The organism is Synechococcus sp. L2F, assembly GCF_024345695.1.
GTDB lineage: Bacteria > Cyanobacteriota > Cyanobacteriia > PCC-6307 > Cyanobiaceae > MW101C3.
In genome coordinates this window covers 50,203-72,659 of the sequence record NZ_JAGQBP010000003.1, presented here as the reverse complement: position 1 = coordinate 72,659, position 22,457 = coordinate 50,203, and the positions used below count along the sequence as shown (strand labels likewise).

Below are 22,457 nucleotides of genomic sequence, written 5' to 3'. Positions count from 1 at the left end.
GCCGCTCTGTGCGTTAGCCCACCATCAGGCCGCCGTCTTCACTGAGGCATTCCTGCCAGCTGCGCAGATCGAAGAGCAGTTCCTCGAGCGTGAGCACGGCCAGTTCCTGCTCTAGCGCCCGCTGCAGACGCCGCACCAGAGCCTGGGCCACCTGCTCGCCCGCCAGTGCCGGGTCGCTGGCTGTAGCCGCCGCCGGCCCCAGCGCCGGATCAGCCTGCACGGCTTGCAGCACGGTGGCGACAGGAATCGCCGCCGGTACCCGCCGCAGGCGGTAGCCGCCGCTGCGGCCCCGGCGCGCCTCCACCAGATCGGCCCGCCGCAACTGCAGCAGAAGTTGCTCCAGCATCGGGGCCGGAATCGACTGAGCGGCGGCGATCTGCGTCACCGAGCGCCAGGCGCCCGGCTCCCTGGCCAGCTCCAGCAGCGCCTTGAGCGCCTGCAGGCCGCGGCGCTTGATCAACGCCGCGCCGCCAGACGCTCCAGCACGTTCTCGAGGGTGTAGCCGAACAGGGTGGGATCCGGTTCGGTGGCGTCGATGTCGGCCAGGCCCAGCTCCTGCCAGCGGGCATCGAGCCGATCTTCGATCGCCGCCGGCCGGCGGAGCGGTTCGCCCCAGTCGTGGCGCTTTTCCGGCCCGACCTTGGTGGTGGCATCGATCGCCAGACGGCCGCCCAGCCCCAGACGCTCGCTGGCGAAATCCAGCGTGTCGAACGGGGTGTCCTCCAGCACGAACAGATCGCGCTGGGGATCCACCTGGGCACTGATGGCCCAGATCACCTGGCGCGGGTCGCGGATGTTGATCGATTTGTCCACCACCACCACGAACTTGGTGTAGGTGAACTGGGGCAGGACGGTCCAGAAGGCCATCGCCGCCCGCTTCGCCTGGCCCGGATAGGCCTTGTCGATCGAGAGCACAGCCAGCTTGTAGCTGAGCCCTTCCATCGGCAGGAAGAAATCGATGATCTCGGGCACCTGTTGCCGCAGGATCGGCGTGTAGATGCGGTTGAGCGCGATAGCCAGCATCGCCTCCTCCTTTGGCGGGCGGCCGCTGAAGGTGGTGAGGAACACCGGGTTCCGGCGCTGGGTCATGCACTGGAAGCGCACCAGCGGGGACGCCTCGACGCCGCCGTAGAAGCCCATGTGATCACCGAAGGGGCCGTCGGGCAGTTCCTCGCCGGGGGTGATCGTGCCCTCCAGCACCACCTCGCTGTGGCTGGGCACCTCCAGGTTCACTGTTTTGCACTTGGCCAGCCGCACCCCTTCGCCGGCATAGATGCCGGCGAACAGCCATTCGGAGAGCTGCACCGGGATCGGGGTGGCGGCGGCCATCACCAGCAGGGGGTGCACGCCGATCGCCACGGCCACCTCCAGGGGCTTGCCCATGGCCGCCGCCTTGCGCAGGTGGCGGGCACCGCCACGCACGCTCAGCCAGTGCACCGTCATGGTGTTCACCGACTGGCGCTGCAGCCGGTAGACACCCACGTTGGGCACGCCCGTTTCCGGGTCCTTGGTGATCACCAGTCCGAGCGTGATCACCCCGCCGGCATCGCCGGGCCAGGGGCGCAGCAGCGGCAGGCTGTCGAGGTTCACGTCCTCCCCCTTGAACACCTGCTGGTGGCAGGGCGGCAGCAGGTCGAGGTCGGGGCGGGCCTTCACCACATCCCAGAGCACCCCGCCGAAGCGCACCGCCTCGCGCAGCCCCTTCGGCGGCCGGGGCTGCTGCAGCAGGGCCAGCCGCGCGCCGAGATCCTCCAGCTCTTCGGCCGACTCCAGGCCCATGCTCCACACCACCCGCTGCACGGTGCCGAGCAGGTTCACAGCCACCGGCATCGGGCTGCCGATCACGTTCTCGAACAGCAGGCCGGGGCCCCCGCGGGCCAGCACCCGGTCGGCGATGGCGGCCAGTTCCTGGTCGGGGTCGACGGGGGCTGTGATGCGCCGCAGCTGGCCGCGCTGCTCCAGTAGCGACAGAAAGCCCCGCAGATCTCTGGTGGAACTCCGCGGCAGCGTGGCCGTCATTGAGTGGGTCCTGAGCGTCGCTGCCTACTGTGACGCACGCGACCCGTGCCCTGCGCCGTGCAGATCCATACCTTCCACACCTCCGAAGATGTGCCAGACCGCGGCCCTGGAGCGGCGGCGGCGGGCCCGGATGCAGCCGTGGTGATCGACGTGCTGCGCGCCACCACCACGATCGCCTGGGCACTCCAGAACGGCGCCGAGGCGGTGCAGGCGTTCGCCGATCTCGACAGCCTCAAGGCCGCGGCCGCGGCCTGGCCGGCCGCGCAACGGCTCACAGCCGGCGAACGGGGCGGCGCCCGGGTGGAGGGCTTCGATCTCGGCAACTCCCCCCTGGCCGTCACGCCGGCGCTGGTGGCGGGCAAGCGCATCTTCATGAGCACCACCAACGGCACCCGCTCGCTCGACAAGGTGCGCACTGTGCCCCTGCTGCTGACCGCCTGCCTGCCCAACCGCGCGGCAGTGGCGGCGCGGCTGCTGGAGCGGCAATGCGAGCAGGTGTGGATCGTGGGCAGCGGCTGGGAGGGCTCCTACTCGCTGGAAGACACCCTGGCGGCTGGCGCGGTGGCCCAGGCGGCGATGGATGCCGCAGCCGCTGGCGGCCGGTCGGTGGAGGCGGGCAATGACGAGATGGTGGCGGCGCTGGCGCTCTGGCAGCAGTGGCGCCACGATCCCGAAGGCTGCCTGCGTACCGCCAGCCATGGCCGGCGGCTGATCGGCCTGGGCGATCACGACGATGATTTCCGCTGCTGCGCCAGCGTGGATTCGCTTGAGATCGTGCCGATGCAGGCCGAGCCAGGCGTACTCAAAGCCAGCTGAAGCCGGCGCCCAGCCCCGTTCCGGTGCCGGAAGGCAGCTCCCTTACAGTTCCGCCGACCTCTTCCCTGCTCATGGTGACGAGCTTCCTGGCCGCTGCTCTGCAACTCACCAGCACGCCCGATCCGGAGTCCAATTTCGCGGCCGCCGAGGAGCTGATCGATCTGGCGGCCCGGCGCGGCGCCGATCTGGTGGGGCTGCCCGAGAACTTCGCCTTCATGGGCAACGACGAGCGGCGGCTGGAGCTGGCGGGCAGCCTGGCCGAACGCTGCAGCCGCTTTCTGGTGACGATGGCGCGGCGCTACCAGGTGACTCTGCTGGGCGGCGGCTATCCGGTGCCGGCCGGGGAGCGGGCCACCTTCAACCGCGCAGAGCTGGTGGGCACCGAAGGCCAGCTGCTGGCCCGCTACGACAAGATCCACCTGTTCGACGTGGATCTTCCCGATGGCAACACCTATCGGGAGTCGGGAACGGTCAAAGCGGGCGAAACCTTGCCGCCGGTGGTGGATGTGCCGGGCCTGTGCCGCATCGGACTTTCGATCTGTTACGACGTCCGCTTTCCCGAGCTCTACCGCCACCTAGCCGGTGCTGGTGCCGAACTCATCATGATTCCGGCCGCCTTCACCGCCTTCACCGGCAAGGACCATTGGCAGGTGCTGCTGCAGGCGCGGGCGATCGAGAACACGGCCTACGTGATGGCACCGGCCCAGACCGGCCTGCACTACGGCCGCAGGCAGAGCCATGGCCACGCCCTGGTGATCGACCCATGGGGCACCGTGCTGGCGGATGCGGGAATCTCCCCCGGGCTGGCGGTGGCGCCGGTCGACCCTGATCATGGCCAACGGGTTCGCACCCAGATGCCGAGCCTGAACCACCGCCGTCCTTCGCTGTTCTGACCCTGGGGAAGCCCTGCCCGTCACTGCTCACCACGCTGCGGGCGTCGTGCCGCGCGATCGCCCTCGCCACGCTCGCGCCGTCTGCCCTGCTGCTGGCCTCTCTGCCGGCCCACGCCGCCAGCGCCCTGGCCGCCTGGCGCGTCAGCCGGGATGGGGTGCTTGAGCTGCGCACCTCGCCCTCAATCTCCCTGCAGGCCTTCTACGAAAGCGGCAGGGGCGCCCAGGGTCCTCGGGTGTGGATCGACCTCCCCGGCGCCCCGGTGCGGCCTCGCACCCTGCGCGGCAGCGGCGCCCTGCGCGAGGTGCGCATCGGCAAGCCCGATCCCGGCACCACCCGCCTTGTGCTCGAATTCGCCCCAGGCACCCAGCTCGATCCGCGCAACATGCGCCTGGTGGGCACCGCCCGCGACCGCTGGCGCCTCGAGCTGACCGGGCTGGGCTCCAACCGGCTGATCTCCACCCTCGGCGAAGGCAACGTGGAGGTGGCAGGCGGAGGCTGGGTACGGCCGACTCCCTTCGGCGGCAGCCGCCCCCTCCCCTCCACCGGCGGCATGCCCGCAGTGCCGCGCGGCCGCTTCCGGGTGGTGATCGATCCAGGCCACGGCGGACCCGACCCGGGCGCGGTGGGCATCGGCGGGCTGCGGGAAACCGATGTGGTGCTCGACATCTCGTTGCAGGTGGCCCAGCTGCTGCAGAGCAAGGGTGTGCAGGTGGTGCTGACGCGCACCTCCGAAATCGACGTCGACCTGCCGCCGCGGGTGGCGCTGGCGAACAGCAGCGGTGCCCAGGCCTTCCTCAGCATCCACGCCAACGCCCTGAGCATGGCCCGGCCGGATGTGAACGGCATCGAAACCTTCTACTTCCAGGGCGCTCAGTCGCGGGCGCTGGCGGAGGCCGTGCAGGAGGAGATGCTGCGGGTTTCACCCGGTAGCCCCGACCGCGGCGTCAAGACCGGCCGCTTCTTCGTGATCCGCCGGACGGTGATGCCCGCGGCGCTGGCGGAAACCGGCTTCGTGACAGGCGATCTGGATTCCCCCCGGCTGGCGGATGCGGGACACCGCCAGCGGCTGGCCCAGGCCATCACCCGCGGCATCCTGCGTTACCTGGGGGGCGGATGACCAAGCGACGCATCGGCCTGCTCGACAGCGGACTCGGCGGCCTGACCGTGCTGCGCCGCCTGGTGGAGCGGCATCCCGACCAGCCCTACATCTACCTGGGCGACACCGCCAGGGTGCCCTATGGCGAGCGCTCCAGGGGGGAGATCCGCTCGATTGCCGCCGAGGTGGTGAGCTGGCTGCAGCTGCAGTCGGTCGATGTGGTGCTGATGGCCTGCAACACCACCCATGCCCTGGCCCTGGATGTGGTGGAGGCCATTGCCGGCCGCGAGGTGCCGGTGCTGGGTCTGATCGACAGTGCTGCCACCGTGGTGCAGGGGGAACGGGTGGGCGTGCTGGCCACGCCGGCCACCGCAGCCAGCGGCGCCTATGGACGCGCCCTGCGCGCCGTGCGTCCGTTCATCAAGGTGGTGGAAGTGGGCTGCCCCGCCTTCGTGCCCCTGATCGAGCGGGGTGATCTCACCGACCCGCAGCTGCGCGAGGCGGCCCACACCTATCTGAAGCCCCTGCTGGCCGCCGATGTGGACACCGTCGTGCTTGGCTGCACCCACTACCCGCTGCTGGAAGACCTGCTGCGGGAGCTGCTGCCCCAGCACGTGGTGCTGGTGGATCCGGCCGAGGCCGCCGTGGCGCGCCTGTCGGTCTGCATCGGCCGAACGCCGGCGCCGCTGCCGCAGCGCTGCGGCCTGCACCCGTCTCCCGCACTGGCCAGTGGCAGCCGCTTCTGCGTGACCGGCGATCCGGAGGCCTTCGCCCGTGCCGCCATGCCCTGGCTGGGCTGGCGGCCGGTGGTGGAGCAGGTGGCGCTCTCAGCGCCGATCCAGGCCTTCTAGGATCCATCCACTGAGCAGGGGTCATGGCCACGGTCGCGCAATTGCTCCAGCCGGTCGAGAACGACCTCGAAACTCTGCTGAGCGATCTGCGCAGCCTGATCGGCGCCGGCCACCCGATCCTCCAGGCTGCAGCTGAGCACCTCTTTAGTGCCGGTGGCAAACGGATCCGCCCCGGCGTGGTTCTGCTGCTCTCACGGGCTCTCAGCCCTGATGGTGAGCTCTCCAGCCGGCACCGGCGCCTGGCTGAGATCACCGAAATGATTCACACCGCCTCCCTCGTCCACGACGACGTGGTCGATGAGGCCTCCACCCGCCGCGGCGTGGACACGGTCCACAGCCGCTTCAACAATCGCTTGGCGGTGCTGGCGGGCGATTTCCTTTTCGCCCAGGCCAGCTGGCACCTCGCCAACCTCGACGACCTCGATGTGGTGAAGCTGCTCTCGCGCGTGATCATGGACCTGGCCGACGGCGAAGTGCGACAGGGGCTGTTCCGCTACGACACCGGCCAGAGCTTCGAGACCTACCTCGAAAAGAGCTACTGCAAAACTGCCTCGCTGATCGCCAACAGCGCCCGCGCCGCCGGGGTGCTGAGCAACCTGCCGGTCGATCGCCTCGATCAGCTCTACCGCTTCGGCCGCCAGTTGGGCCTGGCCTTCCAGGTGGTCGACGACATCCTCGACTTCACCGGCAGCGATCAGCAACTGGGAAAGCCTGCTGCCAGCGATCTGGCCGCCGGCTACCTCACGGCCCCGGTGCTCTTCGCCCTTGAGGAACGTCCGCCCCTGGCCGGGCTGATCGAGCGAGAGCTCTGCGAACCCGGCGACCTCGATCAGGCGCTGGAGCTGGTGCGGGGCTGCGAAGCGATCCCCCGGTCGCGCACGCTGGCCGAAGGTTTTGCCCGAGAGGCCGGCGAAGCGCTCCAGTGGCTACCGCCTTCCGCCTCCAGCGACGCCCTCAAGGCCCTGCCGGACTTCGTGCTCAGCCGCCTCTATTGAGCGCGCTTTGCCGAGCTGAGTGGGCTTGCTCCGCCGAATCGCACGACCGTTTGACCTGCTCTCATGCAATGGCCAGAGCAGGTTGCTGCACGAGGGATGGATCCATTAACCGAGAAACCAGTTCTCCTTCACACAGGCTGCTTCAAAATCAGGGAGGTGTGAAGATTCAAAGCCACAAGATCTCTCACGTTTTGCTAGCGATTGGCGGGCAGCTTTACCCATGCTGAAAAGGAACCCTCCCATGGACATCAATCAGCACCATTTCGAGCTACAAATCCTCTGACCTCCCCCTCTCAGAGATCCACACCATGAGCGAGGGCAGTCCCTCCAACCAACCCGTGCGCGACGTGGACGCCCAGGATCAGGCCGCGGCTAATGCACTGGGCGCATTGGGAGCCCAGCTCCGTCAAGCACGCGAGGCCAAGGGCATTGCCCTGCCGGAGCTTGCCAAGCGCCTGTTCTTCCGCGAGGAGCAGTTGAACGCGCTTGAAGCCGGCGACCGTGCCGCCCTGCCCGAGCTTGTGTATGTGATTGCCCAAGCGCAGCGCGTGGCCGGGGTGCTCGGGCTGGATGTGGCGCCGTTGTTGCAGCCGCTGCGCAACCTGCAGAAAAGTGGCCTCACCCACCGCTGCCTGGACCCAAGCACCTCAACGACACAGCAGACGGCGCCAGGGTCCGCCAAGACCGCCGCCGCAGGCGTGATGGTCCGTTCCATTGCCGTGATGGCTCTGATCGTGGGCGCTGGATCGGCGCTGGTGTGGGGCTGGCGGCGCTTCGATGCCGGCACCCTCCAGACACGGCTTTCCGCGCAGCCGGCTGCCCCCTCCCCTGCACGGCCCGAGCCCCCGGCCAACGAACCAGCCCCTACCATGGTTGCCCCGGTGGCCGTGCCGCCAGCTCCTGGCGATCTGCTGCTGAGCAGTAGTGCCCCCAGCTGGCTGGAAGTGCGTCAGGTGGGCGGGCCTGCCGGCGAGGAGGTGGTGTTCCGCGGCACCTTCAAGGGGGAGCGCCACTTTCCGCTCGGCGATGGCCTCAAGGTGCTGGCCGGGCGCCCCGACCTGGTGACGGCCCGTCTGGAAGGCAAACCGGCTGAACGCCTCGGTTCGATCGAACAGGTGCAGTGGCGCACCTTCAAGACTTCAGCAGCGGATCCGTCCGCTCCGCCTCCCTGAGCACAAGAAGCGACCCCCCCAAGGGGCACCTCCGCAGGGTTGCTGGGGCGGAGCGGCCTTCATTCCCTTTCCATCGCCACAATCTGATCGCGACCGTTTATCCGGGCCAGTTCGGAGGCTTTGGTTGCCCGCTGGAACATGCCGGCGAAATCGGCATCGGTGTCGCTCATGGTGGTGACTCCACCGCTGAGGTGAATCTGCTGCTCGCTGTGGAAGGACGACACACCAATATGGTGGGCGCCCTCCAGCACGCTTTCCGCCAACCAGGTGGCCTGCTCATCGGTGCTGTTGATCAGCAGAATCGCGAACTCCTCGTCGCCCACCCGTCCGATCAGATCCTGGTCCGCCGCGTGGCTGCGGCAGAGATCGGCCACTTTCACCAGCACCTCATCGCCCGCCTTGTGGCCTGAACGGCTGTTGATCATCCTGAAGTTGTCAATGTCGAGAATCACCAACGACAACGGCACCTGACGCTCCCGCGCATGCCTCAGTTCGAGTTCGCCGAGCTGCAGGAAAAGGCTGCGCCCCAGCAGATGGGTGATCGGGCAATGCAGCGACTGGCGGCGCATCTCGATTTCCCGCATCGCCAATTCAGCAATGCGCTCCAGAAGACGGATCTGCTGATCGCTGGGCTGGCGAGGCTTGCGGTCGATCACGCACAGCGTGCCGAGGTTGTGGCCGTCTTCAGAGGTAAGCGGTGCGCCTGCATAGAAGCGAATCCTGGGCTCCTCCAGCACGAGGGGATTGGTGTTGAAGCGCGGGTCTTCGAGCGCATCGGGCACCACAAGCACGCCGTTGCCGGCGATGGCATGGGCGCAGAAGGCCATCTTGCGCGGTGTCTCCTCGATCTCCAGCCCCTGGCGGGCGATGAACAACTGGCGGTCGGCATCGATCAGGGAGATCAGGCCGATCGGTGTGTCAAGCAACTCGGTGGCCAGCTCCAGCAGGCGATCGAGGTGCGGATCCTTGCGATGGTTGAGCAGGTCGTGGCGCTCCAGCGAGCGCAACCGCTGGAGTTCATCGACGGGGACCGGGTAGTCGGGGAAGGGGGACATTGCAAGGCCACGCGCAGACAGCTCCTGCCTCTGTTGTAGCCAGGCCGGGCTGCGTCACGCCCTGAACAAGTGGGCTTGGCAACCGACTGGCATGCAAAACAGCAGCCAAGTGGCTCCCGTAACCTCGGCTCTTCCCCCGGTCGCCGTCGTGCCTCCCCGAACGCGCCGGCTGCGGCCCCTGCCCAGCACCAGAAGGGCGGCGACCCTGGCCGCTGGTTTCGCCGCCGGTCTCGCCGCTGTTCTGGCGGCCTTGCTGGCGGTTCTGCTGCCCATGCTTCAGTCGGCGCCGGCGGCGACGCGGCCGTCCAGCTACGCCCTGGCCTGGGAGCAACCCTTCAACCGCCCAGATCACTACCCCCTTGATCAGCGTCCCGATCCGGCGCTCTACAAGCCGAACGGCGCCTGGATCGGCCGGCTGATCCTGCCGGAGGCGCGCGCCGCAGATCCCGCCGGTCAGGGTCAAAGCGCCCAGGATCCCGGCGCTGACTGGGTGTGGCTGGAGGTGCAGCACGCGCCTCCCCAGCACGAGAAACTGGTGGGCCAGAGGCTGCGGCTGGGCTGGCAGGAGCGGCCGCTGTTGCAGGCCATGGTGCGCACCGTCAGCACCGACATCCACTTGGATGCGGCGGCCCATGCGGCGATCGCTGCCGGCAACGTGCTGCCGCAGCGGCTCGATGGCCGCCGCGGCGTGGGTCCGCTGCAATCGCTGGCCGGGGCTCGCCCCCACGACGACGTGATCGTGCGGCTGGAGGAGGTGGAGCTCACCACCAGCCCCACCGGCAGCCCCGGCCTGGCGATCGCCCAGCCGCCGGTGCAGATCACCGGGCGTTATGTGGCCCTGGTGCAACTGCTGCAACCAGCCGCCGCCGCCGAGAACCCCGACGGCGATCGCTTCGAGGTGCGGCACTTCGATCGGCGCCAGGGCGGATTCAGCGGCCCGCTGGACGTGGTGCGGATTCCGCGGCAGCCACCCGATCGCGATGGGCGCCGGCTGTTCAACCCGGATGGCCTGGTGGGGGATCCGATCGGCGCCGCCGGCTGGCTGGTGTACGGCGCGCCCGATGCCAGCGGCCTGTTCACGGCCCAGGCACTGCTGCCCCGGGCGCTGCTGCAGCCCCAGGCCGATCAGCTGGTGCAGGGCCGCGGCGCCGGCCTCGACTACCTGCTGCACCGCAACTGGGCCCGCACACCCGAGCGCAAGGGCCGCTTCTCACGGGTTCAGGTGGGGGGAGAAGGCAGCTGGCAGCTGGGCGAGCGGGGCCTGCTGATCCACAGCTTCGGCGGCATCGGCGGCCCCGCTGGCGAAGCGATCGTGGCCGGCACCGTGACCGGCCACTTCGCCTTCGGCGACGCCGAACTGGGGCGCGACCCCTTCAGCGGTGAGCCGCTGTTTGCGCTGCGCTTTCACCAGATCTACGCCAACAACCCCAACGGCATCGTGGCCGGCACCCAGGACTGGAGTGCCTACAGCGGCGATCTGCAGCGGGGCTGGCTGTGGCTGCGACCGATCTCCGATGTGCTGATCCGTCAGGACCTGTTCAGCGACGTGCAGCTCGGCCCCCGCCGCTTCTCCCTGCTCGATGAACTGGGGGTGCAGGCCAACGTGATGATGGCCCGTTACCGCAGCGGCGACGGCACGGGCCTGTCGTCGGTGACGCCGGCCACCTCCTGCGTGCAGGATTCCAGCCAGACCCTCTACATCGCCCTGCAACGGCTGCGCCAGCAGGTGCTGGCCGATCCCGGGCTGATGGCCTGGTGGCGCGCCCATCCCAACGACAGCGACAGCCGGCGCTTCGAGCGGCTGCTGGCCCTGGGCCGGTCACTCGACGACCTGCTCACTCCCTTCGGCATGGTGCGCTCCGACTGGGTGCGCAACGCGGCAGTGGTGGCCGGCGCTGACACGCTCACCAGCGGTGAGCAGCATTTCGTGCGCGGGGAAAGCGTGCGCGATGCCCTGCTCAGCTGGCGTTCGATGCTGCCCCGCCGCGGCCATGACGACATCGCCCGCGTGTTCCTCCAGAACGGCTCGCAGCTGTGGTTCCAACGCACCAACCAGGTGCCGGGCCGCGACCCCGAGCTGCTGCCGCTGGCACCCACGCTGCTGCTCGGCCAGTGGCCCTGGTTGTCGGTGCCGCTGCGGCGGCTCTCCGATGCGGTGAGCACGCCGCTGCTGGGCGGCAATGGGCTGGTGGCGGTGCTGGGAATGCTGCTGTACGCACTGGTGGCCCTGCCGCTGGCGCGGCGCAGCGGCCTGCTGCGGCAGGGCTGGCGCTGGCGACCGCTGGGGCCAATGCTGCGCCAGGCGCCGCTGCTGCTGCTGATGCCAGCGCTGGGGGAGGAAGCGGTGTTCCGCGCCGCCCTGCTGCCGGCAGCCGCAATGGAGGGGGTGGGGCCCTGGTCGTCGCTGGCCTGGGGCGCCCTGAGCGTGGGGCTGTTCGTGGCCTACCACCCACTGGCTGGCGCCACCTGGTACCGGCCGGGGCGGCAGCTGTTCCGTGATCCGGCCTTCCTGCTCTCCTGCAGCTGGCTCGGCGCCGTGTGCGCGGGCGTCTTCCTGCTCAGCGGCTCGCTGTGGCCGCCCGTGCTGATCCATTGGCTGGCCGTGACCCTGTGGCTGTGGCCCCTGGGCGGACGCCTGCGGTTGAGGATGGAGGCCCCCAGGCCGGTGGCCCCATGACCCTCGAACGGTTCAAGCAGGCCCTGGCCACATTGATGGAGCAGGCGCCCACCGACCCCCTGGAGCGGGATGAATTCTTCGAAGTGAACCCGCTGCCCGCCGCCGATGGCCCCTTTGAGGTGGTGGTGGTCGACGAGGAGCAGGGGATCTTCGCCGCGCTCTATCTCGACCGCCTGTTCGAGGAGGAGGAAGCTGAAGGCCAGGACGAGGTTGAAGCGCTGGTGCCCGCCTACCTGCAGGAGGCGTTCGGGCTGGAGCGGCACGACTGGCAGCCCACCGCTCCCTTCGATCTGGGCTGGCGGTCGCGGGAATTTCTCTGGTTTCTGGAATTCCAGCTCCCCGGTCTCACGCCGCCCTGTCACAGCGACGCCGTCAGCTGAGTGAGGGCTGGCGCGGGGCGCAGACGGCTGAGTGCGTGCTGACGGGGGCTCAGAAGGCTTCAGCGCCCCCTGACGATCACCGGTGTGCCACCACCTGGAGCGGTGCCGGGCAGGGCGGGCACCACCGAGGTCTGACCGTCCCATTTGTCGAGGAACAGCTTGTAGAGCACCTGGTCATCGAGGCTGGAGTTGAGGATCTGGTAGCGCTTGGCCTCCTGATCGGCGATCTTCACTTCGGTCTGGGCGCGCAGCAGCCGCTGCTCGGCGATCTGTTTCTGTTCGATGGCGGCGCGGTATTCCTCGGCGATCTGCAGACCGGTGAGGTCGAGGCCCTGCACGATCACGTAGTTGAACTTGCTGAGTTCTTCCGCCACCTTCTCCTGCACCAGGGCGGAGATGTCGTTCCATTCGGTGGCGATCGTCACCAGCTCGTACTGGGAAAACACCGATTTGAGCGCCTTGAGCAACGAGGGCTGGATCACCCGCGGATAGATCTGGGAGTTATCGGTGGCGATCGTTTCGAACACGCGGGCCGCCTCGCTGGGCTTGATCGCGTACTTCACCGTGGCGGTGGCCTCGATCACCTGCAGATCCTTGGTGAGGGTGGAGAACTGCTCCGGCCGCACCTGGGTGCGCACATCAAAGAACGAGGTGGCCTGAATCAAGGGGATCTTGAGGTTGGGGCCTGGGTCGCGCTGGTTGCCGGTCACCTTGCCGAGCGTGGTGACCACGGCGACGTTGCCGGCCGGCACGATGAAGATCGTCTGGGTGAAAAGGATCAGCAGCGCCACGGCGCCGGCGATCAGCAGCTGAAACATGGCGCCCGGGCCATCACCGGCCGGTCGCATCGAGCCTTGCATGGTGGTGGGGCGTGGGGAGTGCGCACCCTAGGGGGAGCCTGTGGCGGGAGTGCGAAGCAGGAAACCGGGATCCCGCCGCCAGCAGGATCCTGCCGCCGGCAGGCTGCCAACACCGGCAGGCGCTGAACAAAGGGAAGCGTTGACCTGAACAACCGCCGATGATGGGCGTCACAGTGCTGCCTCCGGTGCCGCGCCCCGTCCCGCTTGGCCTGCTGAGCCTCGTTCCGTGGTCGCTTGCTGTGGCTTCGGCAGCAGGGGCGCCGGCGACCGCAGCTCCTGTGGAGGCGGCACCTGTGGCCGCCCCGTCCGAAACCATCGCCCGGACCGAGGCGGCCCTGACGGACCTGATGGCATCGCAGGGGTGCCGCACCAACAGACTGCCGACAACAGCCGGGGGTCAGCGGGCCCTGAGCCGCTGGAACGCGGCCGCCATGCTGCAGGCCTGCCTTCAGCAACTGGCGCCGGCGACAGGCGACCTGCAGCAACTGCAGCACGAGCTCGCCGCCGAACTGGCCGTGTTACAGGGGCAGCTCGGCAACGAGCAGGCCCGGTTGCGGGCGCTGGAAGCCGCCGCGTTCTCCACCACCACCACCCTCAGCGGCCAGGCCAGCTTCGTGCTGGGCACCAACGCCTTCAGTGGCTCCGCCGCAGGGCTGGTACAGCAGAACCGGCAGGCCTTCGGTGCCGCCAGCTTCAGCTACGACCTGCAGCTCATCGCCGACACCAGCTTCAACGGCAAGGACCTGCTGCGCACCACGCTGCGGGCGGGCAACCTCGCCTCCAGCAGCTTCGGTGGCGCCGGGCCCAGCAACCTCTCGACCCTCGCCGCCGCGTTTCAGGAGAACTGCGGCTTCAACGTCAGCAATTGCGGCAACGCGCTGGCGATCGATCGCGCGTTCTATCAGTTCCCCCTGGGGGCGGGCTTCACCGCCACCATCGGCGGCCGCGTCGAGCAGGACGACATGCTCGCCCTCTGGCCCAGCGTCTACCCGGCTTCAGCCGTGCTCGACCTGTTCACCCTGGCCGGGACTCCAGCCGCCTACAGCGAGAACCTGGGGGCAGGCGTGGGCCTGTGGTGGGCCCGCCGGGGCTTCAGCATCAGCGCCAACTACGTGGCCGCGAGTGGCAATGCCGGCAATGCGGGGCAGGGGGGGTTCGGCACCGCCAACGCCGGCGCCACCGGCACCGTTCAGGTGGGTTACGGGCACAAGGCCTGGGCCGTGGCGGCGGTGTACACCCGCCTGCAGAACACCAACGGCCTGATCGGTGCCGCCAGCCCCTTCACCACCGCCAGCCTCAGCGTCCCGGGCACCACGGAGGCCTTCGGCCTGAGCGGCTACTGGCAGCCGTCACGGGCGGGCTGGTGGCCCTCGATCAGCGCCGGCTGGGGCCTCAACAGCACCACCTATTCCAGCCGCGGCCTCAGCAGTGGGCTGAGCAACAGTGGCACTGGGGGCAGCAACGGCCTCGTGGCCACCAGCCAGTCGTGGGCGGTGGGCCTCCAGTGGAGCGACGTGCTGGGCAAGGGAAATGTGCTCGGCATGGCCGTGGGGCAACCGATCGTGGCCACGCGGCTGGTCGGCGGCGGCGACGGCCAGGACAGCAATCTGGTGGCCGAATGGTGGTACAGGCTGCAGGTCAGCGACAGGATTGCCGTGACCCCGGCACTGTTTCTGCTCAGCCGGCCGCTCGGCGCTGACACCCCCGCAGGAGAGCAGTTCCGCCAGTTCGGCGCCCTGATCACCACCAGCTTCCAGTTCTGAACCCGACCGGCCAGACCGCACGCCGGCGAATCCACGCGCGACCCACGGCCATGCCCGCCACGCTCACCTTTCACTTCCGCCCCCGCGGCCCCGCGCGCTTCGCGGTGGGGGGCTTCCTCACCCTCTGGCTGGGCGGCTGGGCGGCCGGGGAAGTGTTCGCGCTGTTCACGCTCAGCCGTCTGCTGCGGGAGTGGACCGGGGCCGGCCCGATGGACATGAGCGTGGGGAAGGCCGCAGCGGTGACCGCCTTCCTGCTGCTGTGGGTGAGCCTCTGGACCCTGGGAGGGGTGATGGCGATACGCGAATGGCTGCGTTGTTTCTGGGCCGATGAGCGGCTGGTTGTCACCGACGACGTGCTGACGCTGCACACGCGGCTGGGCCCGTTCGTGCGCCGGCAGCGCATCGGGGTGGGCCAGATCCGCCGCTGCGCGGTGCGCAGCCGCCACCAGCAGCCCAGTGCGCTGGTGGCAGAACTCGAGAACCGGGTCATCGAACTCACGCGGCTGGGCACCGCTGGCGAACGAGAGCAGGCCGCCGCCGCATTGAACGCAGCCTTCGCTCTCGATCCAGCAGCGCCGGCGGATCCGGTGGCCACTGATTTGCCCCAGCCGCTGACGGCCCAGCTGCCGCGTCAATGGCAGGAGCTGGAGGCCGCGTTCTGCGACGCCCCGTTGCTGGTGCCCACGCTCCGCGTCCGGCGGCGTCAGACGGCCATCACGGCCGTGATCACCTTGCTGCTGCTGGCGCTGCTGGGCCTGCTGGGCCGGTCAGCCCTGGCCGACCCATCCCTGTGGCCAGTGGTGGCCTTCCTGGCCCTGCCGGCACTGGGCTGCGGCTGGGGAACGGTCTGGCTGCTGCTGGGCCGGCGAGAGCTGCGCCTGGAGCGCCACCAGCTGGTGGTGCAGCGCCGCTTCGGCCGCTCCGTGCGTGAGGTGGCCCAGCTGGACGCCCTGGAGTTGGTGGAGAGCACCGACAGCGACGGGGACCGCTGGTACAAGCTGCAGGGGCTGCGCTCCGAGAGCAAACCCCTCACGCTTGAAAGTGCGATCAGGGATCCCGCCGATCCACGCGCCCTTGGCCAGTGGCTGCAGCAGCGCACCCAGATTCCCTACCGCGATGCGATTCCGTCCGAGAGCGAACGGGAGGAGCAGCGGGCGGCCGCCCTGCTGGAGCTCAAGCAGCGACTGGGCGAAACGGGCCGGGCCGGCTCCTGGATGCTCAAGCTGGTGGAGCGGATCGAGACAGAAAAGAAAAGGCCACCGGCCCCGCCGGCCTGAGCGTGGAGCCGTCCCGGGGCCGCGCCACGGGCATCGCCAACATCACCTGCACCACCGCTCAACCTTTGCACCACCGCTCAACCGTCCCCGCACCTCCGGGTTTCCACAGGCTCAGAGCCGCAGCTCCGCCAACGACTGCAGACAGATCACCTCGGGCGGGTACTGGGCGCAGACCCCATCGTCGGGCAACAGCACATGCACCTGGCAGCCTGCCGCCTGGGCCGAGCAAGCACCGGCGATCGAATCCTCAAAGGCCCAGCAGTCACTGGGGTCGACACCGAGGCGGCGGGCGGCCAGCAGAAAGACATCGGGGGCCGGCTTGCCAGCCAGGAGCTCCGGGTCATCGCCATGCACCCGCCGCTCGATCAGCTGCAGCCAGGCATGGGGCTGACTCTTGAGGGTCACCGCCTCACGGGAGCTGCTGGTGGCCAGGGCCATGGGTATGCCCAGGGCATGGCAACGCTCCACCAGCGCCTGGGCACCCGGCATGGCTGCGGCCTGCGGCAACAGGGCCTCAGCGATCGGCTGGCGCACCTCCAGCAGCTCAGCGGTACTCAGGGAAGGCCCACCGCTCTGATGGATCCACTGGCGCACCTGATCGGCGCAATCGAGGCGCCGGCGACCACGCAGGGCCAGCACTTCCTCCGGCCGGAGACTGCGGCCGAAGTGGGCGGCGGCGGCCTGCCAGGCCTGGGCATGCAGCGGTTCGGTGTCCAGCAGGAGACCGTCGAGATCGAACAGGCAGGCCGCGGGACGGGTCATGGCGCCATCTTCCCAGCTACCAAGACCAGTCGCCCAGGCTGGCGGGGCATCAGGGCCTGCGCAGGCGGACATTGCCCGATTCACGACGTGCCACGCACAAAACCGTTCAATTTGCACACTTCGCCACCGCTCCTTTTTGCTGTTCGGTGTTGCCCAGAGCTTCCCTAACTGGTGAGGACGCAAGGTGAAGCCACGTCGAGGCTCAACGCGAGAATTTGTTGAAGTCAACGTGGAGCTTCAGTCAAGCCAGCGCAACGACCAGCGCAACGAATAGAGAGTTCGGCGAACAGCAGCCGCGTGTTGCTGAAATCCAGCCCGTGCGACGCCAGAGCGGCAACGCCACCAGCGGCCGCTTGAATGGGGGGCCCTGGTACCGATGGCGATGAGCGAGGTCACGATCGAATCCGTGCTGCAGGAAGGCCGGGTGTTCGAGCCCCCCGCCGCCCTCGCTGCCAGCGCCCGGGTCGGCAGCCTCGCGGCCTACCGGCAACTGGCAGAGGCAGCGGACACCGACCCGGACGCCTTCTGGGCCGAGCAGGCGCGGGGAGCCCTGCACTGGTTCCAGCCCTTCGAGAGCGTTCTCGACTGGAGCGACCCGCCCTTCGCCCGCTGGTTTGAAGGGGGCACCACGAACGTGGCCTACAACTGCCTCGATCGCCATCTGGATGGCCCCCGCGCCCACAAGACGGCACTGATCTGGGAGGGGGAACCCGGCGATGAGCGGCGGTTCACCTACGCCGAACTGCACGCCGAGGTGTGCAAGGCCGCCAATGCCCTGCTGGGCCTCGGCATCGGCAAGGGCGATCTGGTGGCGCTCTACATGCCGATGGTGCCGGAAGCGGCCATCGCCATGCTGGCCTGCGCCCGCATCGGCGCTCCCCATTCGGTGGTGTTCGGCGGCTTCTCGGCCGAAGCGCTGCGTGACCGCCTGATCGATGGCCAGGCCAAGGCGGTGATCACCGCCGATGGCGGCTTCCGCAAGGACAAGCCGGTGGCGCTCAAGCCGGCGGTCGACCAGGCCCTCGCCGAAGGCTGCCCCAGCGTGGAGCACGTGCTGGTGGTGAAGCGCACGGGCACCCCCACCGCCATGACCGAGGGGCGCGACCACTGGTGGCACGACCGGGTGGAGCCGGCCAGCGCCGAGCACATCGCCGAGCCGATGGCCAGCGAAGACCGCCTGTTCGTGCTCTACACCTCAGGCTCCACCGGCAAGCCGAAAGGCATCGTGCACACCACCGCCGGTTACAACCTCTGGGCCCAGATCACCTTCCAGTGGATGTTCGACATCCGCGAGGACGACATCCACTGGTGCACCGCCGACGTGGGCTGGATCACGGGCCACAGCTACATCGTGTACGGGCCGCTCTCGGCCGGTGCCACCACGGTGATGTACGAAGGCGCACCACGGCCCAGCAAGCCCGGCGCCTTCTGGGAAGTGATCCAGAAGCACCGCGTCACGATCTTCTACACGGCGCCCACTGCGATCCGGGCCTTCATGAAGAACGGCCGTGAGGTGCCCGACCAGTACGACATGAGCTCCCTGCGCATCCTCGGCACCGTGGGCGAACCGATCAACCCGGAAGCCTGGATGTGGTACCGGGAGGTGATCGGCCATGGCCGCTGCCCGGTGGTGGACACCTGGTGGCAGACAGAGACCGGCGGGGTGATGATCAGCCCCCTGCCGGGTGCCACACCCACCAAACCAGGTTCCGCCACCCTGCCCATGCCCGGCATCGTGGCCGATGTGGTGGACATGGACGGCAACAGTGCTGATGTGGATGAGGGGGGCTACCTGGCCGTGCGGCGCCCCTGGCCAGGGATGCTGCGCACCATCCACGGCGATCCGGAACGCTTCCGCAAAACCTATTGGGAAGCGATCCGGCCGGCGGACGGCAGCTGGGTCTACTTCGCCGGGGACGGCGCTCGCCGCGATGCCGATGGTTATTTCTGGGTGATGGGCCGCGTCGATGACGTGATCAACGTGTCTGGGCACCGGCTGGGCACGATGGAGATCGAATCCGCCCTGGTGAGCCATCCGGCCGTGGCCGAAGCCGCCGTGGTGGGCCGGCCCGACGACCTCAAGGGGGAGGGAATCGTGGCCTTCGTGACCCTGGATGCGGGCACCAGCGGCGACGAGGCCCTGATCGCCGCGCTGAAGCGCCACGTGGGCGCCGAGATCGGCCCGATCGCCCGCCCCGACGAGATCCGCTTCACCGATGCCCTGCCCAAGACCCGCAGCGGCAAGATCATGCGCCGCATCCTGCGCGCTCTGGCGGCCGGCGAAGAAGTGAGCGGCGACACCAGCACCCTGGAAGACCGCTCCGTGCTGGATGCCCTGCGGGTCTGAGGGCCACACCGGAACCCCGACATGCGGATCCCCAGCAACCGGGAGGAATCCCTGGCCATCCTCGCCGCCATGGCGGATGTGGGCGGCTGCGGCGGAGAACTGCCGCCGGCCGCGGCGACCGCGGTGGCGGCGGCCGGCCACTGGATCTTCCGGCTCGGGGCTGAAGGACTGCCAGGCCCGCTTCCACCCACCAGCCCGGCGCTGCTGGCCGCGGCCCTGCAGCCGGCGGCCCTGCGCCTGGAGGCGATCCGCTTCCTCACGGTGATGGCCTTCCTCGGCGACCGGCTGGACCCGGACCGCATCGAGCGCGTGCTCGCCTACGCGGCGGCTCTCGGCATCCACACCGCCTCGATGGAGGAGATCGCCGCTGCCGCCCAGGGGCATCTGCAGGAGGCGCTGGCTCTGATGGCCCGCAACAACCTCAGCTCCCTGACCGGCTCCCCCTGGAGCCCGGAAGCCGACATCGCCGCCTGGCTGCAGCCGTACCAGGGGGAAGGGGCGGATCCGGCCCTGGCGGCGCGGTACCGGGCACTGGGCACACTCCCGCACGACCGGCTCGGGCGTGCCTTCCACGACCACTTCCAGCGCAACGGCTACGCCATGCCGGGGGAGCCGGGGGCTCTCAACGAACGCTTCACCACCCCCCACGACACCTGCCACGTGCTCACCGGCTACGACACCACGCCCCACGGCGAAATCCTGGTGTCCACCTTCACCGCCGCGATGCATCCGCGGCATCCGATCTCCGGTCATGTGCTGCCGGCGATCTTCTCCTGGCATCTCGACACCCAGCTCAACGACGTGGCCCGATCGGCGCACGGGGCGCTGGATCCTGAGGCGTTCTGGCACGCCTGGGCGCAGGGGGAAGCCATGCCCCTCGATCTCTTTGCTCCGAGCTGGGACTTCTGGGCCTGGGTGGAGCAGCCTCTCGCTCAGCTACGGGAGTCCTGGCTGGTCGGGCCCAGCCACCAGTCGGTGAGCTGATCGGCCAGCCGATCGATCTGCCGCTGCCGGGCCGGGTCATCGGCCCAGGCTCCCAGCAGGTTCTGACGCAGGCCGGCACTGGCGGGTGTGAGGTGATCGCCAGGCCGCTCCAGCAGGGTGGAGGCGTCATCAGGCCGCTGCTGCAGCACGCCGATCAACCGCCGGCTCTGGTCGAGTGCATCGGTGCCGAAGCGGATCAGCAGGTTGCGCGGCTGGCGGTAATGCAGGCCCACCAGCCGCAGGGTTTCCTCCGGTGAAGGGCTGAATTCGGTGCGCAGGCCCAGGCGGGGGGCAAGGTCGGCAAGCAGGGGAATGGAGCGATCGGCGGAGAAGTTGTTGAAGCTCATCGCCGCCAGACCACGGCAACCGCGGCCGCCATCGGGCGCCAGCAGGTGCAGCTTGCAGCCCAGGCTGTGGCCGAGCCGCAGCACCGGCAACGGGGCCGTAGCGGAGGGAGCGACACCAGGATTGGGACGAGCAGTGGCCATGCTGCGGGCCGCCCGGAAGCAGCGCCAGGCCTCGGTGGCCTGCGCCTGGTGATCGAAGCCGGGCACGTAGCTCCAGGCGCGCACCAGCAGCCCCCGCAGCGCCAGCGCCTCCAGCAGGCGGCGGTAGCTGAGCTGGGGGCTGGCCGCCAGCACCGTGCCGCCGATGAACTCCACCACGCCGATGGGCGGAACCTGCGCGCCACCGGGGAAGGCTTCAGCGGTGGGCGGGGCGAGGCTCCAGAGCGGACCCTGCTGCTGCCAGCGGCTCATGGGTCGGCCCGGTGAGGCTGCACGGGCGCGTCCACTCAGGCCACCGTCAGCCGCCGCAGCGCCGTGAGGGCCTCACGGGCATGGGCGGCCCCATCGAGCAGGTTGTTGAACATGTGCCGCACCACGCCATCACCATCGATCACGTAAGTGACACGGCCAGGCAGCAGGTTGAGCAGGGCGCCGGGCACACCGAAGGCCTGGCGCAGGGCATTGCCCTGATCCACCAGCAGGGGATAGGTGAGCCGGTGGCGGGCGGCAAAGCGGCTGTGGCTGCCGGCGTCATCACCGCTGACGCCCCAGACCACGGCGCCAAGGGCGACCAGTTCGGCCTCGCTGTCGCGGAAGGCGCAGGCTTCGGCGGTGCAACCCGGGGTGTCGTCCTTGGGATAGAAGAACAGCACCAGCGGCCGGCCGCCGAGCTGGTCGCTGCGGCGCTCCACCCCGTCCTGGTCGGTCAGGGCGATCAAAGGGATCGGATCACCCACCTGAAGGGCACGGGCCACGCACGCCATTGCAACTGGCCCGACCCTAGGAACGCGGCCCACTGGCGCGGGACGGCTGCGGGCTGGGAACATGGCAGCAACCTGGGCATGACCAGGGTCATCCGCCGCAGGCCATCGATCGATGGCACCCGCCCCGCAGCGTCCCTCCCGATGGCAGAACCGCCGATGGAATCAGCGCCGATGGGGTCGAGCCACGACCCGGCCGCTGGCCCACAGGCCCCCGGCTGCTGGGAACAGGTGAGCCTGCTGGATCTCGTTGCAGCCGCCCCGGCAGCAGGGGCCGCACCCAGGGCTCCCGCCAGGCCTGCAGCTGCAGAACCGCCTGCAGCGGAGCCCACGAGCACAGCCAAGCCACGCCTCAGCCTGCCGCCCCTGGCCGCCACCACGGATCCCCTGGCGGCAGCGGAGCGGCCGGCCGGTGCTGCGGCAGGCTGCCCCACCCAGCTGCTGATCCTCGACACCGAAACCACCGGGCTGGACCCGCAGCAGGACCACTGCATCGAGGTCGGAGCCATCCTTTTCCATGTCCCCACCCGCGCCGTTCTCAGCCAGCTCTCCTTCCTGCTTCCCTGCGAAAGCAATCCGGCTGCGCCGATCAACGGGATCCCCGCTGCCGTCACCCGGCTGAGCCAACCGTGGGACAACGCGCTCGCCTACTTCCGCGCGTTGGTGGAGGCCGCCGATGTGATCGTGGCCCACAACGCCAGCTTCGACCGCCAGTGGTTCGGGCGGGGCGTGTTGCCCGCACTGGCGAAACCCTGGCTGTGCAGCATGGAGGATCTGCGCTGGCCGTCGGAGCGGCAGCTGCGGGCGACGCCGTCGGTGCGGGATCTGGCGCTGGCCTACGGGGTGCCGGTGTGGGCCGCACACCGGGCCCTCACCGACTGCATCTACCTGGCCCAGGTGTTTTCCCGCTGCGACGACCTGGAAGAGCTGCTGCTGGCAGGCCTGGAGCCACGGCGTCTGTACCGGGCCCAGCTGCCCTACGAGCAGCGCCACCGCGCCCGGCAGGCCGGCTTCCGCTGGAACGACCCCATCCCCAAAGCCTGGACCCGGCGCCTGAGCGAGCGGGAAGCAGCGGGCCTGGGCTTTCCCGTGGCACCCGTGGAACCCCTCGCTGGCAGCAGCAGCGGCAGCCCGATCGCCCACCCGATCAACAGCACCGCCGCCTGAGCGGTCAGTCAATCGGCGAGCAGTGTGCGTGGCAAAGCGGAAGTCTCCTGTTGCGTTCGCCCAATCAGGCCAACG

Annotated in this window: 20 protein-coding genes; 13 read left to right on the top strand and 7 right to left on the bottom strand. The window is 69.2% G+C overall.

What is annotated here, in order from left to right; genetic code table 11:
* Positions 1-13: 13 nt before the first annotated feature.
* Positions 14-460: an Rrf2 family transcriptional regulator gene (locus KBZ19_RS09495; protein ID WP_094512978.1), complete on the bottom strand. Its 447-nt coding sequence runs from the start codon at positions 458-460 to the stop codon at positions 14-16.
* Positions 457-2,019: a UbiD family decarboxylase gene (locus KBZ19_RS09490; protein WP_255100768.1), complete on the bottom strand. Its 1,563-nt coding sequence runs from the start codon at positions 2,017-2,019 to the stop codon at positions 457-459. The genes KBZ19_RS09495 and KBZ19_RS09490 overlap by 4 nt, the downstream gene beginning before the upstream one ends.
* A gap of 57 nt (positions 2,020-2,076) precedes the next feature.
* Here KBZ19_RS09490 and KBZ19_RS09485 point away from each other — a divergent pair, with 57 nt between their 5' ends.
* The 6 genes from KBZ19_RS09485 to KBZ19_RS09460 all read left to right on the top strand — a co-directional run bounded on the left by KBZ19_RS09485 (position 2,077) and on the right by KBZ19_RS09460 (position 7,843).
* Complete coding sequence (locus tag KBZ19_RS09485; protein ID WP_094513054.1) at positions 2,077-2,835, top strand: 2-phosphosulfolactate phosphatase family protein; 759 nt, start codon at positions 2,077-2,079, stop codon at positions 2,833-2,835.
* Positions 2,836-2,909: 74 nt separating this feature from the next.
* Positions 2,910-3,728, top strand: a complete 819-nt coding sequence (locus KBZ19_RS09480; RefSeq protein ID WP_094513055.1) for a carbon-nitrogen hydrolase family protein — start codon at positions 2,910-2,912, stop codon at positions 3,726-3,728.
* 35 nt (positions 3,729-3,763) lie between these two features.
* On the top strand, positions 3,764-4,846 hold the full coding sequence (locus KBZ19_RS09475) for an N-acetylmuramoyl-L-alanine amidase (protein WP_094512980.1): 1,083 nt from the start codon (positions 3,764-3,766) through the stop codon (positions 4,844-4,846).
* Positions 4,843-5,676 (top strand): glutamate racemase, encoded by an 834-nt coding sequence (murI, locus tag KBZ19_RS09470; protein ID WP_255100767.1) that lies wholly within the window; start codon positions 4,843-4,845, stop codon positions 5,674-5,676. The genes KBZ19_RS09475 and murI overlap by 4 nt, the downstream gene beginning before the upstream one ends.
* Before the next feature lie 23 nt (positions 5,677-5,699).
* A complete protein-coding gene (gene sds, locus KBZ19_RS09465) occupies positions 5,700-6,671 on the top strand; it encodes a solanesyl diphosphate synthase (protein ID WP_094512982.1) in 972 nt (323 codons plus the stop codon).
* Between the two features lie 308 nt (positions 6,672-6,979).
* Positions 6,980-7,843 (top strand): helix-turn-helix domain-containing protein, encoded by an 864-nt coding sequence (locus tag KBZ19_RS09460; RefSeq protein ID WP_255100766.1) that lies wholly within the window; start codon positions 6,980-6,982, stop codon positions 7,841-7,843.
* A gap of 59 nt (positions 7,844-7,902) precedes the next feature.
* Here the strand turns inward: KBZ19_RS09460 and KBZ19_RS09455 are convergent, their stop codons facing one another.
* Positions 7,903-8,898, bottom strand: a complete 996-nt coding sequence (locus KBZ19_RS09455; RefSeq protein ID WP_255100765.1) for a sensor domain-containing diguanylate cyclase — start codon at positions 8,896-8,898, stop codon at positions 7,903-7,905.
* 148 nt (positions 8,899-9,046) lie between these two features.
* On the opposite strand from KBZ19_RS09455, the gene KBZ19_RS15115 reads away from it, so the two are divergent.
* Positions 9,047-11,575, top strand: a complete 2,529-nt coding sequence (locus KBZ19_RS15115; RefSeq protein WP_255100764.1) for a type II CAAX prenyl endopeptidase Rce1 family protein — start codon at positions 9,047-9,049, stop codon at positions 11,573-11,575.
* The gene (locus KBZ19_RS09445) at positions 11,572-11,955 is read left to right on the top strand and encodes a hypothetical protein (RefSeq protein WP_094512985.1); all 384 of its coding nucleotides are present in this window, start codon (positions 11,572-11,574) and stop codon (positions 11,953-11,955) included. Before KBZ19_RS15115 ends, KBZ19_RS09445 begins: the two co-directional genes overlap by 4 nt.
* Before the next feature lie 59 nt (positions 11,956-12,014).
* On the opposite strand, the gene KBZ19_RS09440 is transcribed toward KBZ19_RS09445, so the two are convergent.
* On the bottom strand, positions 12,015-12,773 hold the full coding sequence (locus KBZ19_RS09440) for a prohibitin family protein (protein ID WP_399220132.1): 759 nt from the start codon (positions 12,771-12,773) through the stop codon (positions 12,015-12,017).
* A gap of 227 nt (positions 12,774-13,000) precedes the next feature.
* On the opposite strand from KBZ19_RS09440, the gene KBZ19_RS09435 reads away from it, so the two are divergent.
* Entirely contained in the window at positions 13,001-14,578 is a 1,578-nt protein-coding gene (locus KBZ19_RS09435) for an iron uptake porin (protein ID WP_255100763.1), read from the top strand.
* Positions 14,579-14,628: 50 nt separating this feature from the next.
* Complete coding sequence (locus KBZ19_RS09430) at positions 14,629-15,855, top strand: hypothetical protein (protein WP_255100762.1); 1,227 nt, start codon at positions 14,629-14,631, stop codon at positions 15,853-15,855.
* 111 nt (positions 15,856-15,966) lie between these two features.
* Here the strand turns inward: KBZ19_RS09430 and KBZ19_RS09425 are convergent, their stop codons facing one another.
* Positions 15,967-16,617 (bottom strand): HAD family phosphatase, encoded by a 651-nt coding sequence (locus tag KBZ19_RS09425; RefSeq protein WP_255100761.1) that lies wholly within the window; start codon positions 16,615-16,617, stop codon positions 15,967-15,969.
* Between the two features lie 382 nt (positions 16,618-16,999).
* Between KBZ19_RS09425 and acs the strand changes: the two genes are divergently transcribed.
* Together acs and KBZ19_RS09415 are read left to right on the top strand one after the other, a co-directional pair.
* The gene (gene acs, locus KBZ19_RS09420; protein ID WP_255100760.1) at positions 17,000-18,964 is read left to right on the top strand and encodes an acetate--CoA ligase; all 1,965 of its coding nucleotides are present in this window, start codon (positions 17,000-17,002) and stop codon (positions 18,962-18,964) included.
* Between the two features lie 21 nt (positions 18,965-18,985).
* Positions 18,986-19,948, top strand: a complete 963-nt coding sequence (locus KBZ19_RS09415; protein WP_255100759.1) for a hypothetical protein — start codon at positions 18,986-18,988, stop codon at positions 19,946-19,948.
* Here the strand turns inward: KBZ19_RS09415 and KBZ19_RS09410 are convergent.
* Both KBZ19_RS09410 and KBZ19_RS09405 read right to left on the bottom strand, forming a co-directional pair.
* Positions 19,897-20,706: a DUF1350 family protein gene (locus KBZ19_RS09410; protein WP_255100758.1), complete on the bottom strand. Its 810-nt coding sequence runs from the start codon at positions 20,704-20,706 to the stop codon at positions 19,897-19,899. The genes KBZ19_RS09415 and KBZ19_RS09410 overlap by 52 nt on opposite strands.
* A 35-nt stretch (positions 20,707-20,741) precedes the next feature.
* Positions 20,742-21,209 carry a peroxiredoxin gene (locus tag KBZ19_RS09405; protein ID WP_094513059.1) on the bottom strand — a complete coding sequence of 156 codons (468 nt, stop codon included), beginning with the start codon at positions 21,207-21,209 and terminating at the stop codon, positions 20,742-20,744.
* 180 nt (positions 21,210-21,389) lie between these two features.
* Here KBZ19_RS09405 and KBZ19_RS09400 point away from each other — a divergent pair, with 180 nt between their 5' ends.
* Positions 21,390-22,382 carry a 3'-5' exonuclease gene (locus KBZ19_RS09400; protein ID WP_399220145.1) on the top strand — a complete coding sequence of 331 codons (993 nt, stop codon included), beginning with the start codon at positions 21,390-21,392 and terminating at the stop codon, positions 22,380-22,382.
* The last annotated feature ends 75 nt before the right edge of the window (positions 22,383-22,457 follow it).